This is a genomic window from Flavobacteriales bacterium (assembly GCA_020635795.1).
Lineage (GTDB): Bacteria > Bacteroidota > Bacteroidia > Flavobacteriales_E > Vicingaceae > Vicingus.
In genome coordinates, this window is the sequence record JACJZD010000001.1 from 1,180,993 (window position 1) to 1,196,187 (window position 15,195).

At 32.5% G+C, this 15,195-nt stretch carries 18 protein-coding genes; 7 read left to right on the forward strand and 11 right to left on the reverse strand.

What is annotated here, in order from left to right; translation table 11 throughout:
- Positions 1–60: 60 nt before the first annotated feature.
- A complete protein-coding gene (locus H6589_05195; protein MCB9173984.1) occupies positions 61–1,323 on the forward strand; it encodes an MFS transporter in 1,263 nt (420 codons plus the stop codon).
- Positions 1,324–1,430: 107 nt separating this feature from the next.
- The gene (locus tag H6589_05200) at positions 1,431–1,889 is read left to right on the forward strand and encodes a cold shock domain-containing protein (protein MCB9173985.1); all 459 of its coding nucleotides are present in this window, start codon (positions 1,431–1,433) and stop codon (positions 1,887–1,889) included.
- 101 nt (positions 1,890–1,990) lie between these two features.
- Here the strand turns inward: H6589_05200 and H6589_05205 are convergent, their stop codons facing one another.
- The 4 genes from H6589_05205 to H6589_05220 all read right to left on the reverse strand — a co-directional run bounded on the left by H6589_05205 (position 1,991) and on the right by H6589_05220 (position 4,611).
- A complete protein-coding gene (locus tag H6589_05205; protein MCB9173986.1) occupies positions 1,991–2,773 on the reverse strand; it encodes a peptidylprolyl isomerase in 783 nt (260 codons plus the stop codon).
- A 139-nt stretch (positions 2,774–2,912) separates the two neighbouring features.
- Positions 2,913–3,590 carry a hypothetical protein gene (locus H6589_05210; GenBank protein ID MCB9173987.1) on the reverse strand — a complete coding sequence of 226 codons (678 nt, stop codon included), beginning with the start codon at positions 3,588–3,590 and terminating at the stop codon, positions 2,913–2,915.
- A gap of 45 nt (positions 3,591–3,635) precedes the next feature.
- Entirely contained in the window at positions 3,636–4,145 is a 510-nt protein-coding gene (locus H6589_05215; GenBank protein ID MCB9173988.1) for a methylated-DNA--[protein]-cysteine S-methyltransferase, read from the reverse strand.
- A gap of 133 nt (positions 4,146–4,278) precedes the next feature.
- Positions 4,279–4,611: a hypothetical protein gene (locus H6589_05220; GenBank protein ID MCB9173989.1), complete on the reverse strand. Its 333-nt coding sequence runs from the start codon at positions 4,609–4,611 to the stop codon at positions 4,279–4,281.
- 186 nt (positions 4,612–4,797) lie between these two features.
- Between H6589_05220 and H6589_05225 the strand changes: the two genes are divergently transcribed.
- Entirely contained in the window at positions 4,798–6,147 is a 1,350-nt protein-coding gene (locus H6589_05225) for a DEAD/DEAH box helicase (GenBank protein ID MCB9173990.1), read from the forward strand.
- Positions 6,148–6,153: 6 nt separating this feature from the next.
- Positions 6,154–6,651: a hypothetical protein gene (locus H6589_05230; GenBank protein MCB9173991.1), complete on the forward strand. Its 498-nt coding sequence runs from the start codon at positions 6,154–6,156 to the stop codon at positions 6,649–6,651.
- Here H6589_05230 and xth read toward each other — a convergent pair.
- Genes xth through mscL form a run of 3 tightly spaced genes read right to left on the reverse strand, consistent with a single transcriptional unit; the run spans position 6,638 to position 8,825 of the window.
- Positions 6,638–7,408: an exodeoxyribonuclease III gene (xth, locus tag H6589_05235; GenBank protein MCB9173992.1), complete on the reverse strand. Its 771-nt coding sequence runs from the start codon at positions 7,406–7,408 to the stop codon at positions 6,638–6,640. The genes H6589_05230 and xth overlap by 14 nt on opposite strands.
- 4 nt (positions 7,409–7,412) lie before the next feature.
- A complete protein-coding gene (locus H6589_05240; GenBank protein ID MCB9173993.1) occupies positions 7,413–8,375 on the reverse strand; it encodes a DUF3078 domain-containing protein in 963 nt (320 codons plus the stop codon).
- 21 nt (positions 8,376–8,396) lie between these two features.
- Complete coding sequence (mscL, locus tag H6589_05245) at positions 8,397–8,825, reverse strand: large-conductance mechanosensitive channel protein MscL (protein MCB9173994.1); 429 nt, start codon at positions 8,823–8,825, stop codon at positions 8,397–8,399.
- A gap of 190 nt (positions 8,826–9,015) precedes the next feature.
- Between mscL and H6589_05250 the strand changes: the two genes are divergently transcribed.
- Both H6589_05250 and H6589_05255 read left to right on the forward strand, forming a co-directional pair.
- Positions 9,016–9,474, forward strand: coding sequence for a DUF4268 domain-containing protein (locus tag H6589_05250; protein MCB9173995.1), 459 nt, complete (start codon positions 9,016–9,018; stop codon positions 9,472–9,474).
- On the forward strand, positions 9,474–10,238 hold the full coding sequence (locus tag H6589_05255) for a hypothetical protein (GenBank protein MCB9173996.1): 765 nt from the start codon (positions 9,474–9,476) through the stop codon (positions 10,236–10,238). The genes H6589_05250 and H6589_05255 overlap by 1 nt, the downstream gene beginning before the upstream one ends.
- A 168-nt stretch (positions 10,239–10,406) precedes the next feature.
- Here H6589_05255 and H6589_05260 read toward each other — a convergent pair whose 3' ends face one another.
- Together H6589_05260 and H6589_05265 are read right to left on the reverse strand one after the other, a co-directional pair.
- Positions 10,407–11,123, reverse strand: a complete 717-nt coding sequence (locus H6589_05260; protein ID MCB9173997.1) for a hypothetical protein — start codon at positions 11,121–11,123, stop codon at positions 10,407–10,409.
- Between the two features lie 88 nt (positions 11,124–11,211).
- Entirely contained in the window at positions 11,212–12,432 is a 1,221-nt protein-coding gene (locus tag H6589_05265) for an NAD(P)/FAD-dependent oxidoreductase (protein MCB9173998.1), read from the reverse strand.
- 225 nt (positions 12,433–12,657) lie between these two features.
- On the opposite strand from H6589_05265, the gene H6589_05270 reads away from it, so the two are divergent.
- A complete protein-coding gene (locus H6589_05270) occupies positions 12,658–13,851 on the forward strand; it encodes an aminotransferase class I/II-fold pyridoxal phosphate-dependent enzyme (protein ID MCB9173999.1) in 1,194 nt (397 codons plus the stop codon).
- Between the two features lie 85 nt (positions 13,852–13,936).
- Here H6589_05270 and H6589_05275 read toward each other — a convergent pair whose 3' ends face one another.
- Together H6589_05275 and H6589_05280 are read right to left on the reverse strand one after the other, a co-directional pair.
- Positions 13,937–14,800, reverse strand: a complete 864-nt coding sequence (locus H6589_05275) for a hypothetical protein (protein MCB9174000.1) — start codon at positions 14,798–14,800, stop codon at positions 13,937–13,939.
- A 27-nt stretch (positions 14,801–14,827) separates the two neighbouring features.
- A complete protein-coding gene (locus tag H6589_05280; protein ID MCB9174001.1) occupies positions 14,828–15,115 on the reverse strand; it encodes a hypothetical protein in 288 nt (95 codons plus the stop codon).
- Between the last annotated feature and the right edge of the window lie 80 nt (positions 15,116–15,195).

Sequence of the window (15,195 nt, forward strand, 5' to 3'; positions counted from 1 at the left end):
TTTTTTATTTTTTGAAACACTTAATTCTGCTATTACCGTTAATACAATTACCTTTGGCTCATGGCAAAAAAAGACCCATATGCAGCACTTCGGTTTAGAGAGTTTAATATTTTCTTGATTGTTCGGTTTGCGTTGGTTTTTGCTTGGAGCATGCAATTCATCGTTATAGAGTGGGAGGTGTATAGTTTAACCAAAGACCCTCTATCTTTAGGATTAATTGGTTTGATGGAAGTTATTCCAGCCGTTTCTTTTGCTTTGTTAGCTGGTCATATAGTCGACCAAAAAGAAAAACGTGGCATGTTGATGTGGTGTATTTTAGGTTTTATAATGGTTTGTTTAGGAATGTTTTTAATTACCAACGCTACTATCCAGCAACTTTTTGAGCAGAATACTATTGTTTGGATTATTTATTTTTTGGTATTTTTTGGTGGCTTGGTGCGTTCGTTCATTAGCCCAACGGTGTTTTCGTTGTTTGCTCAAGTCATTCCAAAAAATGTTTACTCCAATGCAGCAACATGGAGTAGCTCGGTTTGGCAAATTGGTTCTGTTTTAGGTCCCATGATAGCTGGTTTTTCCATACTTTGGTTAGGAGTTAATTGGTCGATGTTTGTTGTGTTTGTTTTTGCCCTTATTGCATTAATAGGCTTAACACAAATTGAAAAGAAGCCGATTTTAAACACCAAAATTGGAGAACCCATTGGTAAGAGTTTAAAAGAAGGAATTAAGTTTGTTTACAATACCAAAGAAATATTAGGAGCTATAACTCTAGATATGGTGGCTGTTTTGTTTGGTGGAGCAATTGCTTTACTGCCTATTTATGCACAAGATATTTTACAAGTGGGTTCTAAAGGTTTTGGTGTTTTACGAGCAGCACCAGCAGTAGGCTCATTTTTAACGATTATAACGGTAGCTTATTTCCCGCTTACAAAACAAGCTGGTATTAAATTGTTGGTTTCCATTTTTGGATTTGGGTTAAGCATTATTCTTTTTGGTGTTTCTACCATTTTTTGGATTTCGTTAATTGCATTGTTTTTAAGCGGTGTATTTGATGGTGTTTCGGTGGTTATTCGTCAAACCATACTACAATTAAAAACTCCCGATAATATGCGTGGTAGAGTAGCAGCAGTAAATTCTATGTTTGTAGGTTCGTCAAACGAGCTGGGTGCTTTTGAAAGTGGAGTAGCAGCAAAGTTGCTCGGAACGGTTCGCTCGGTGGTGTTTGGTGGCACCATGACTATTTTAATTGTTGTTTCAACGGGTATATTTTCTCCAAAATTGCGTAAGCTCGATTTAACAGAGGAAGAGGAAGAATCAATCAATTAACTGCATTAGTAAATCTGATTAATAAAACGTAACTTTGCACCGGTAAATATTCAACTACGACTGTTCTACTTGTTTTTTTGCCACTTATACTAATACTAAACTTATTTATGGCAAAATCGCAACAAACCTGGAACAAAAAAGAAAAAGAGAAAAAAAGACAAAAAAAGAAAGAAGATAAAGCCTTGAAAAAAGAAGAAAGAAAATCTAATTCTTCTAGCTTATCAAATTTAGATAGTATGATTGCCTATGTTGATGAATTTGGCAATATTACCGACACTCCACCAGATCCAAACAAGAAAAAGAAAGTTGTTGATGTTGATTCCATTCAGTTGGGAGCAGCAAAACGTGAAGATATGGACGATGACAATCCGATTAAAAGAGGTACGGTTACGTTCTTCGACGAATCAAAAGGTTATGGTTTTATCAAACAGAAAGATAGTCAAGACAGTTACTTTACTCACATTAACCGACACATTGACCCTATTAAAGAAGGTAATGTGGTTACTTTTAGCTTAGAAGCAGGACAAAAAGGACCTGTTGCTGTTGATGTAAAACTGGATAAATAAGTTTATAACTCTGAATTCACTCCCTCTAGCCTCTGCCAGTGGTCGGACAGGCGTCTCTAGAGGGGGTGTTAAACTTCTGCCTTCCGGCTTCGGTCTTCTGACTATTTTATCACAACCACTTTTTCAATTAAAATATCATCGTGAGGCCAATCACGACTATCGGTTCTAACATGGGTTAGTTTTGGAACTACATTAAACCCTTCAATAATTTCGCCAAAAATGGTATGCTCACCATCAATATGAGCAGCACCTTTGTTGGTTTTGTAATAATCGCGCTGTGTTTGGGTAAATGTATACTTGTTTTCGTATTCGTAATGGTCTAAAGCAGCATCGGTGTAAGTGGTGCCTTCTACCAAATAAAACGCATAAGGGTCGGAACGTTTATCGGGGTTGCTTAAATAACTGCGTGCAGCACCCAAAGCTCCTTTTTTATGGAAACGATTTTTACTAATTTCGTTAGGAACGGTATAATGCCCAATTTGTTTTTTTACTTCAACTTGTTCGTCGTTGTATGTTCCGCCACCTTGAGCCATAAAATCTTTAACCACACGAGTAAAAACAGAGCCTTCAAAAAAACCTTTTTTTGCCATCATTACAAAATTTGCTCGGTGTAGGGGAGTATCTTCAAAAAGGCGAACAGTAATTTTACCTTTTGTAGTGTATATTTCTAGTATGGTTTCAGGGTTTTCTTTACCGTAAGCCAATAATTTTTCGGTAACGTTTTCATCGGTTATCAGTTCTGGTGCTGCTTCAATTGCTGGTTGTGTAGTGGTTACTTTTTTAGCGGTATCTATTTGGGGAATAGCTTGTTCTATGCTTTTATCTGTTACCGAATTACAAGCTGAAATAATTAAAATAAAGAAGGCTAAAACAAATTTATACATGCGGTAAAGTTAACCGTTTTTGAGAAATTAAGTTGTTGTAAAAACTGTTTCAAGTATTCGCTTGGAACTTTAGTACAAAATCACAAGCGGATGCTTGCGATAGAAATGGTAATATAAAATTTGTTAGTATTAGTTTTCATTATTCAAAGTCAATAATATGTCCTAAACTAGTAATGTAGTGAGTAACAATTTTCTTTGTCTCGGCTTCTATTTTTAATATTTCTATTTCTCCCCAACATCTTCCTTCTTTGTCAATTTCATGACATTTTTCTTTAGAAACATTCCAAATGTAAGTTTGCCTTTTTTCGTCGAAGCTTAAATTCATAAAGAGCGAATCTGTTCCAAATTTGAGACCTTCCTTTTCTACTATTTTTTTTATTTCTGATTTCGATAATATTTTACAACTATCATCAGTAAAATAAGTTTCAGGAATGAATTTAAGTTTTGGTTTCTCAATGATGTTTAACTTATTATCAAATATGATATGAAATCGTCCAAAAATAGTATCTAAGGCTAGGCACTTAGAGTAGGGTATTCTCAAATATCCGCATAATTTTGCAGATATGACTTTGATTTTTTTTGAAGGGAGTTTTAAATCTTCTAGTTTGTTAACCCATTCAAACCTAGGTTCACTTTGTCTTAACTTATACCAAACACCTATTTTACTATCAATAGAAGCATATGTAATTAGATTAGAGTCTATTAACTCAGCTTTTAAATTTTCAATACCAAATAATCTTACTTTATCTAAATCAAAATCTTGTGATAGAGCATTTACCACAATTAAAAAAAAAATAGATGATAAAGTGAGTTTCATATTTTTTCTATTAATGCTAACAAACAAATATACCCTTTTTACCAATCAAAACATTTTGGTTTGAATAGATTCTAACTCCAATAATTGTTGTTTACGCCAAATACCGCCTCCATAACCGGTTAAACTACTATCAGAGCCTATAATTCTGTGGCAAGGTATTACTATAGAAATTCTGTTTTCACCATTTGCTGTAGCTACAGCTCTAATTGCTTTTAAATTACCAATGGCTAATGCTTGTTCTTTGTAACTTCTGGTAACACCAAAAGGTACTTTTAGTAATTCGTTCCATACATTGATTTGGAAATCTGTCCCCACCAAATCTAATGGCAATTTAAACGTAGTTCTTTTGCCATTAAAATATTCGTCGAGTTGAAGTTTTGTTGTTGTGGTTGTTTTGGTTTCTTTCTCCTTCAAATCAAATTCCCAATACTTGTTAAATTGTTTAAAATGCCCATCTATTCTTTTTTCATCATCAAACTCTAATAAACACAAACCTTTTGTGGTAGAAGCTAAATAAATAGTACCAAGCGGAGAATCAAACGAAGTAGTGAATATTTTTACTTTCAAAGTTGTTGTTTTTGTAAGAAAATTTGCTTTCTCGATATATCCCGCGTAATTCGGGGGCACTCGAATTGACAAATTTTCTAATAAAGGTAAATAAAAAAGCCGCTTTTCAGCGGCTTCGTTATTAGTTTTCTTTAATCTCTTCTTTTTTTATAATCTTCTTTTCCACTTTCATGGCTTTTTTACCATTTGCTTCAGTTACAATGGTTTTTGTTGTACCCGATTTTTCTGCGTCCAACTCTTTAAGTTTAGCATCTGCTTCAGCGCCTTTGTAAACTTCGTTGGTAGTTTTACCATTCTCTGTTGTTGCAATGGTTAATACTTTTTCTCCGTTTTTTTCTTCAACATTAACTTCTTTGGTTACTTTCATTTTTGTTGCAGAAGATTGTGCTGATGCTGTTCCGCTAAAAATAGCTAATAATGCTATTGCAGAAATAAGTGTAGTTGTTTTTTTCATGGTCTTATATTTTTAATATTCAATGTAAAGGTAAAAGTTCTAATTATTGATTAATAAAGGGTTACTGTTAAAAAAGGTTAATATATGTTAATTGAAAATTACTCATTTTAAAGTTGTTAAGCAAAACATCATCAAATAAAACGGTTAGATTATATATCTTAACTTTGCAATAAATATACTGAACCAATGAATACTTTCAACAACCTAAATTTATCTAAACAGTTAATTCGTGCTATCGACGATTTAGGGTTTAAAGCTCCAACACCAGTTCAAGAAGAAGCTTTTCCTGTAATACTTTCTGGTAAAGATGTAGTAGGTATTTCTCAGACTGGAACGGGTAAAACATTGGCGTTTGTATTACCACTGTTGCAAGAGTTGAAATTTTCAAAACAAATTCATCCTCGTATTTTAATTTTGGTGCCAACCATTGAATTGGTTACTCAAACGGTAGAGAAAATAGAAAGCTATGCGAAATTCGTAAATGTTCGAGTGTTGGGTATTCATGGTGGAGATAACATCAATACACAAAAAATACAAGCCGCAGAGGGGACTGATATTGTGGTTGCTACCCCTGGTCGATTGTACGATTTATCATTAAACAGTTCTCTACAACTAAAATCGATTAAAAAATTGGTAATTGATGAAGTAGATATTATGTTGGACTTGGGTTTTCGATTTCAATTGACCAATATTTTTGAGTTGTTGCCAGAGCGTCGTCAAAATATTATGTTTTCGGCAACCATGACTGAGGAAGTGGATGAACTAATCAACGATTTTTTTATTGCTCCAGCTAAAATTTCGATAGCTGTAAGCGGTACGCCGTTAAACAATATATCACAACAGTGCTATTCGGTAAAAAACTTCTTTACCAAGGTAAATTTATTGAAACACATTTTGAGTAACGAAGAGGAGTTTACCAAAGTGTTGGTGTTTGTGTCAAGTAAAAAACATGCCGATAGAGTTTTTGAACTTTTGAGCGAAGAGTTTGGTTCGAGCATAAGTGTAATGCACTCCAATAAAACGCAAAATTATAGAGCAAAAGCCGTTGAGCAATTTGATAGCGGAAAAAGTAGAATTTTAGTGGCTACCGATGTTATTGCACGTGGATTAGATTTAAATGAAATAACCCATGTAATTAATTTTGATGTGCCTATTTATGCCGAAAATTACATGCACCGAATTGGTAGAACAGGTAGAGCAGAGAAGAAAGGAAACACTATATTGTTTTACACCGAAAAAGAAAAACCGTTAAAGGATGCGATTGAAACCTTGATGTCGTATAAAATTCCTGAAACGCAATTTCCGAAAGAGGTAGAAATTACCAATCAACTATTGGCAGAAGAGGAACCAAAAAGCAAAGAAAACCACAATAAAAACCTAAAGTTAGCTGAGCATGGCGAAGGTTTTCATGAAAAGAAAGAGAAAAACAAAAAGGTAAATTTAGGCGGTTCGTACCGAAGAACATTGGCTAAAAAATACAAAAAGCCAAAAACCAAAGGTGATAAAAACTACAACAAAAAGAAACGAAGAATGTAATATTCTATGAGTAAAAGGGATTTAAAGGTTTATTTAAAAGAGCTCAAAAAAAAGCAGTTAGAAGAACAAATACTCGATTTGTATGACCGCTTTAATGAGGTGAAAACCTTTTACAACTTTGTGTTTAAACCCAAAGAAGATAAGTTGTTGGAAGACGCCAGGTTTAAAATCTCCAAAGAATATTTTCCTGTAAACAATCGTAAACCTAAAACAAGACGTTCGGTAGCTCAAAACATTATCAAACATTTTATGCAATTGGGTGTTGATGCTTATATTGTTGCTGATGTAATGCTTTTTAATATTGAAGTTGCACAACGATTTTCGGCACAAAAAGAAATTAAACAAGAATCGTTTTATAAAAGCATGCTCAAAAGCTTTGAACAAGCTGTCGAATTCATTGATGAAAACAAGTTAAGAGCAGAGTTTAACGACCGCATTTTAAACATCATTACAACTACAAAACAACAAAATTGGATGAATTTTGAGGAGTTTATCCAATTGTAATTTCTATACTAACAGGACAGTGGTCAGAACCCTCTTCTTCGGGTAAAATAGCTGCCGATTTCACATTTTTAATAAACGATTGGCTCACTAAAAAATAATCAATTCTCCAGCCTACGTTTCGCTCTCTTGCTCCACCACGGTAACTCCACCAGCTGTAAGCACGTTCTTTAGTAGGGTAAAAGTGTCTAAACGTATCTACTAAACCAGCATTAATAAAGTTTGTCATACCATCAATTTCTTCTTGCATGTAACCAGCAGATTTGTTGTAGTTAGGTTTTGGATTAGCTAAATCAATAGGAGTATGGGCTACATTCAAATCACCACATACCACAACTGGTTTTTTCTCTTCTAATTTTTTTAAGAACTTTAAAAAATCGGCATCCCAAGTTTGTCGGTAATCCAATCGTTTTAACTCACTACCAGAGTTGGGAACATACACCACGGTTAAATAAAAATCATCAAACTCGGCGGTCAATACTCGTCCTTCATCATCGTGTTCTGCCATGCCAATATCAGGAAACACATTAAGTGGTTTAATTTTAGTAATGATTGCAGTACCCGAATATCCTTTTTTAGTTGCTGAATTGGAATAAATATGATAACCACTTAATTCTTGTAAAGTTTCTTTCACTTGGTCGTCTTGCGCTTTGGTTTCTTGCAGACAAAGCACATCTGGGTTTAAGCGTTTTATTTGTTCAAAAAAGTCTTTTTTTGCAACAGCTCTAATGCCGTTTACGTTCCAAGAAATGATTTTCATATTATTAAAATTTATAGTTTAATCCAATTCCTAGAACTTCTTTAAATTGTGTTCTTGGACCAACTCTATCAACAATACCATCATTATTTGAGTCAACCGCAATATCTACATCATGGTCATATATTAATTGTGTAGATATGGTTGCAGAAATATATTTGTTTACTTTCATTGCTATTAAAACTTCCCAGTTAACATCAATATGAGTAGGTTCTTCAGCATAATTAGAGAATAATTCTAATTTGGTTTGGAAATTTATATTTTCCATGATGTCTTTTTTAAATATACCTCTTAAATAACCACCATATTCTGACCGAATGTTTTTACCTTTCTTTAAAATGTTACCTAAATTATCATATTCAGCTTTTTCTACTCCATATGCACCAGCATTTGCTAATGTTTGCACATTTACTATGGTTGTTTTCATAGTTAATGGGGCTAAAAACAAAGTAAAATTATCATTAGGTTTAAAATCCATACCAATAGCACTCAAAACATACGCTGGAGCTAAAAAATTTGAAATTTCAGTCGAATCATCAGGATAATTATAACCAGCAGCAAATTGAGATTTAAAGTTTACTAAGCCAGCATAATACCAATGTTTAGTAGCTTTTTGTCCATATTTAGACATAAAATCTATTTTATCATCAGTTTTTCTCACGTTATCACTTCCTTGTTTTACTATTCCATATCCTAAATCTAAAGAATTATCCCAAGTAGAATTTCCTTTTTTTAAGTTGGCAAACAAACTCATTATTCCATTTACAGAAATAGAATTTTGACCACCACCTGCCCAGTTGGTTAAGCTTACTTGAGTAATATTCAAGGAAAACACACCTCCAGTTTTCCAACCATCTAATGAATCTTTGCTTTGTTTTTTTAAATCATCTTCTAGTTCAGTAGTTTGTGCCTTTATTACATTATTTGAAATAGAAAAGAGTAATAATAATATTAATATTTTTTTTAACATACTTGTACAGTAAATTCTTGATTATTTTTTTAATAAATCTCTAATTTCAGTTAAAAGAATTTCTTCTTTTGTTGGTGCGGGAGGAGCTGCTGGAGCTACTTCCTCTTTCTTAATTGCTTTTTCTTTCATTTTATTGTATGCTTTTACTACCATAAATATGGCAAAAGCAACAATAATAAAAGTAATAACAGTATTTATAAAAGCACCGTATTTTATTGCAACTTCTGCCACAGCATCACCTGCACCTTCAGAAGTTTCTGTCATTTCATCTTGTATTACAATTTTTAATTGAGAAAAATCAACTCCACCAAGTAGCTTTCCGATAGGTGGCATTAAAATATCATCAACTAGTGATTTTACAATTGAACCAAAATAGGTAGCCATAATTAAACCTACAGCCAAATCTATAACATTTCCTTTACTTATAAAGTCTTTAAATTCTTTAAACATGATATTAAATTTAAGTTTGTATTTGTTTTCGCGAAAATATTAATAAAAAAAGATAAAATTAAATTTACTCGTCAAACCATAATTTTATCTCGATGAATAAATATAAATACAGATTCTATTTGCTGTTTAAAATCAATGATTATTATGGTATTTTTGTTTGAAGTCTATTAAGGATATTTAGTCGAATTATATGTACACCAAGGAAGAGAAAAAAAACATAAAAGTAGAGTTCTGGACCAACTTTGGTTTTTACATGAAAAAACACATTAGAAAGCACGGTAATGTGCATTGGACGAACTACAAAACCAAAATAAAGGACTTGTATTTTCGGTTAGAATTTAATGAAAAAGAAGCCGTTTTTTCTATTGAACTTCAACACCCAGATAGTATTCGAGAACTTTTTTACGAGCAATTCTGCGAGCTCAAAACCATCTTAGAAGACACATTAAATACAAAACTCATTTGGGAAGAGTTGTATGTTAACGAATTTGACAAAGCCATTTCAAGAATTTACATTGTATTGCCAAATGTAAACTTGTTTAACAAAAATGATTGGCAAAAAGTGTTTGTGTTTTTTGATTCTAAAATGGTAAAGCTTCATTCTTTTTGGATAGAATACAAAGAGATTTTTAAAAACCTCGAAAGCTGATGAATCAAGATTTTATTGATGAATTAGAACTATTAACCCACCAAAAATTAGTTGCTAAACCCACCGAATTGGGTTTTTTGGTAGAATTAACAGCATCCTTAACCCTTCATTTTATATTGTTGGACAACATTAAAACCAACCTTAATTTATTAGAATGGAAGGCTCAACACCAATTACATGATGCTATTACCATTTTTGAAGATGAATGGTTAAATAAAAAAGCATTTGTTTTGTCTCGAATTAAATCGAAATTAGGATTAAACACCACTGTTTTTGCGAGAAAAACAACAATAAAAAAACTAAATAGGAGCGAGGCTTACGATTTTCTGTTAGCCAACCACATTAACGATGCATTAAAAGCTAAATACAATTTTGGCTTAATGTTAAACAATCAAATTGTTGCAATAGCTTGTTTTGGACCAATCATGCACAAAAAAACTGAAGGGAAAGGTGACATGTCGGGCGAATTGATTCGTTTTTGCAACAAACTTGACATTACGGTAGTTGGCGGTTTGAGTAAACTCTTAACTCATTTTATTAAAACCTACCAAGTAGATGATGTAATGACTTACATTGATAGGGATTGGTCGGATGGAAAAAGCTTTATACAATTAGGGTTTGAAATTGTCGGTGAAAACACCCGTTTTACACATCATTTAAATGTAAAAACCAATCAATTTGAACTTGTTGATGATTTAAGTGAAAACCAGTTAATTATTTGTAAGTCAGGCTCTTTAAAACTGTTGTTTAAAGTGAAAAAATAATTGAATTCCTGTTTCCGCTTCGCTACACAGGAATGACGATTTCACAAACTTCCCCTTTCTTTTCGTCACCTTCCTGCTTTCTCTACGTCATTCCTGCGTAGGCAGGAACACGAAGTCTCATCAATTCAATTATTTTAAATAAAAAAGCATTGATAATCTAGTTTAATATTACTCACCAGCGGACGCTGGCGAGAGATTTAATTTAAATTTATATTTAGTAGAAATTTGATTTATTACTTTTCCATGTTCGTAAGATACAGTTAGGAATAAGTTGCTATCATTATCAAACCATTTCCAAGTCCCAGTCTCTTTTCCATCTAAATATTGACCATTAACCCAAATGGTTTTTCCTGTTGAGTCTAAAAGGTGTTCTATAGTTTGACCAGAATATTTACCTTCTACATAATTGTATATCACCCACTTTTTTTTATTGTAAAAACGTTTCCATTTACCTATTCTTGTTCCATTTTTGTAATTTCCAATTAATATAGTATCACCATCATTATCCCATATAGTTTCTAACCCATTTTTAACACCTTCATTCATATTACTTTCTTTACTCAAAACTCCATTGTCAAACCAGCATTTTATAATACCATGTTCTTTCCCATTCTTCATATACCATTCTGCTGTTTGAACACCATTTTCATTCCATGATTTGAAGAGTCCATCTTTTACCTGGTTTTTTATAAAACCAATACTTCCAATTTGTCCGTTTTCAAAATAATAAGTTTTAATATAGGTTGTTGTATCTGAGCAATCTGGATATTTATAAACAACTTCTTTTTTACCATTTTCATACTGACTGATAATCTTTTCACATTCTTGATTACAAGAAGTAAAGATTGTCAATAAGGTTAATATTAGAATTATCGTTTGTTTCATGCTTAAAAAGCTCAACAGCCTAACAAAGAACCCTAGTATTCTTTGTGTTCGTACTATATGTTTATCAAAAATACAACAAAAAATTAATTTATCTTGCAACCTCCTGAGCAACAATCCATGCACCCGTCCAAGCAGCTTGAAAGTTAAAACCACCAGTTAAAGCGTCAATATCCAGCACTTCACCAGCAAAATACAAACCAGGTACTTTTTTGCTTTCTAGTGTTTTAAAATTTACTTCGTTAAGTTTTACGCCACCACAGCTAACAAACTCACTTTTAAAAGTGGTTTTACCTTTAGAATGGTAAGTGTCCCTAATTAAAGCTTCAACCAACTTATTCAGTTGCTTTTTTGAAACATCAGCCCATTTTTCTTCATCAGTAATACCAGCTTTATTAATTAAATACAAGGCTAGTTTCTTAGGTAATCCAAAATCGAACTGATTAATCACTTTTTTGCTTCCAAACTGCTGTTTATTTTGATTAAAAATTTCGTGCAACGCCTCATCTTTCTTATCCATTAACCAATCTACCATAAAATCAAACTCATAATTTTTTTCAGCCAAGTGTCTGGATGCCCAAGCCGAAAGCTTTAAAATTACTGGTCCGCTCATTCCCCAATGCGTAATAAGCAGTGGCCCTTGCTCTTCAAATTTGGTTCCTAACAATTTTACTTTTGCAGGAGTAGCAATACCTTGTAGTTCAATAATGGGGTTGTTGGGTAGGTTAAAGGTAAATAATGATGGAGTAGGAGGTTCAATTTCAATTCCTAGGTCGGCGATAAACTGATAGTTTTCTATTTTGTTAAATCCACCAGTAGTAATAAGCAGTTTTTTAGAAGTGAAATTGGCTCTGTTGGTGGTTAACTCAAATCCATTATCAACAATTTTAATGGTTTCTACTTTGGTGCTATAAACAATTTCAATGTTGTATTTACTGAGTTCTCCCACAAAACAATCAATAATGGTTTGGGAACTGTCGGTTGTCGGAAACATTCGTCCATCCGCTTCTGTTTTTAATTCAACTCCTCGCTCTTTAAACCATGCAATGGTATCGGTAGGCTGAAATTGATAAAAAGCACTCAACAATTCTTTGTTTCCACGAGGATAAAATTTTACCAACTCTTTTGGGTCGAAACAAGCATGAGTTACATTGCATCGACCACCACCAGAAACCTTTACTTTCGAAAGCAATTGCATGGTTTTTTCAACAATAGCAATTTTTAAAGCAGGGTTGTTTTTAGCTGCATTAATTGCAGCAAAAACACCAGCAGCACCACCACCAATTATTAAAACATCAAAGCTTTTGTTCATAAAGGCAAAACTACATAAAATATTTACCCACTATCTAAGCCAAATCATTTGAAAATGTAGTTTCGCTTTGACCAATATAATTACAATATACAACCTCAAAGGAAATATAATATCAAAAATAGGGTTGTTGCCCTAAATATTCAAAACAATATTTTTAGCATATAATTAGATTATTATTCTTTAAATACTAAACTTTGTAAAATATTATTCTTTAAAATAAAACAAATGAGCAATTTTAATCCAGCAAACAATATTCAAGATTTACAATTTTTTGGTGAATTTGGAGGAGTAAACCCTTCAATAACAGATTCTTCTACCTACACCTTTTTACAAGCAGGTAAAATGGAAGAAATTTTTGAGAAAGAAATTGAAGGTTGTTATCTGTATTCTCGTCATTGGAACCCCATGAACAAATTTTTGTCGCAAGCTCTCGCACAAATGGAAGGAACAGAAAGTGCTTCGGTAACAGGTTCAGGTATGGCAGCTATAACCAATGTTATTTTACAAATTTGTTCGGCTGGCGATGAAATTGTTTCGAGTAGAACCATTTATGGAGGAACGTATGCTTTCTTTAAAAATTTCTTACCAAAATTTGGTATTAAAGTAAGGTTTGTAGATTCAACTGATATTGAAAAAGTAAATGCAGCAATTACATCTAAAACTAAAATTATCTATTGCGAATCCATTAGTAACCCCATGTTGGAAGTAGCCGATATGCCAATGCTAGCAAAATTGGCAAAAGCCAACAATTGTAAGTTGGTGGTCGATAATACTTTTTCACCATTAATTTTTTCTCCAGCTAAATTGGGTGCCGATGTTGTAGTGCACAGTATGACCAAATTTATCAATGGAATGAGCGATTGTGTTGCTGGTGCTATTTGCGGAAACAAAGAGTTTATTGATTCGCTTTCGGATGTAAATTCGGGTGCTAGTATGCTTTTAGGACCTGTTTTAGATAGTTTTCGTTCGGCAAGTATTCTTAAAAACTTGAGAACTTTACCTATTAGAATGAAACAGCATAGTGCTAATGCTTTGCATATAACTAAAAAACTGAGTGGTGATGGTTTAAAAGTAACTTATCCTGGTTTGGTTAAACATCCGCAACATCAATTAATGCAAAACACATGGAACGAAGGTTTTGGTTTTGGAGGCTTGTTTGTGTTGGATATGCAAACAAAAGAAAGAGCCAACAAATTAATGGAATTGATGCAAAACAATAATGTTGGCTATTTAGCGGTAAGTTTAGGAAATTATAAAACCTTGTTTAGCGCACCAGGAGGAAGTACTTCATCAGAAATTCCTGAACAAGAACGTTTAGAACTTGGTTTAACCGAAGGTTTGGTTAGAATAAGTATTGGATTGGATAACGACCCCGAACGAACTTATCAAACTATAAAAATGTGTTTAGCACAATTATAAAAACAAAAAAACTCCGATTTTCATCGGAGTTTTTTGTTGATGGTCAACTACTCCATCAACGGCAACCTAACCTAATCTAAAATAATTAACGTAATTTAACATTGCAAGAACCTATATATCTGTCTTTGTTGTATATTTCAACCTTGTATATACCAGATTTTAATCTTTCTTTTGGCTCATAAGTCATTTCTATTCGTTTAGAAACTTTTATTTCACTTTTCCCTAAACTAGCGTACAAAACATCGTTATTGTTAGAAATATTAACCGCTATTTCTTTACTGTTTCCTTCTATGATATTACCGTCAGGTTTAATCACTTTAAATGAAATGGTTTCTACCATATTTTCTGGCACTTTAAAGTTAACACCTAGTTTTTTTGTTCTTTTTGCAACAACAGTTAACTTTCCTTTTTTTCTGGTAGTCTCCATTAAATAATTATCAGCAGTAATAGAGCTTAACAATTCCAAATTTGCCGCCAGTTGTTTATTTTCTTCTGTTAATGAGGCTAAAGACTGGTTTAAAAAGTTATTATCATTATTTAATTTATCTATGGTTTCTTTTAGTGCTAAAATTTTAGTCTCCTGTTCTTTTTTTAACTTGTTAAGTTCTGCTAATTGTTTTTTTAGCTGGTTTACTTTACCATTTTCTTTATTTAACCTTGAAATTTCAATTTCTTTAGCAGAAATAGCCTTATTAATTTGCGAGATGTTTTGTTCTAACTCTCCATTAAGTTTCTTTAAAGCATTATTGTTAAAAGCATAATCTTCAATATCTTTAAATAGTGCTAGTTTTTCTGACAACATTAATTCATTGGCAATTTTTTGCTCATTTAAATTACTTTGCAACTCATTATTGTTTAAATATAAAGTAGAAGTAGAGATAATTGATGCGGCTAAAACAATACCTAATCCTAGTGTAATTGCTTTTTGTTTTTGTGTTAAATTTTCCATTTTATTAAAATTTAATGTGGTAAGTAATTAAAGGGTATTTATAACAACATCTTCAATTGCTGATATTGGAATAATTGTTCCTCCTTTTATTTGGATGTATGCTTCAGAAACAAACCAAACTGTGGTGTACACCATCCAAGAACCTTCGATGGAATGAAACATTATTTTAAGCTTGTGCTTGTACGAGTTTCCTAAAATTTCTCCTTGTTTCAGCAAATCATACCTCAAATGAATTTTATCGGATTCATTTAAAACATCTGATTTTTTAAATTTCAGGTTTTTGATTTCCTCTTTTTGAATTAATGTTGTTTCCATAGTTTCTAGTATTAATTATGAAACAAATTTTGGAAACCTAAATTAAAAGGACATTAATTACAAATTAAAAAGCTATTAAA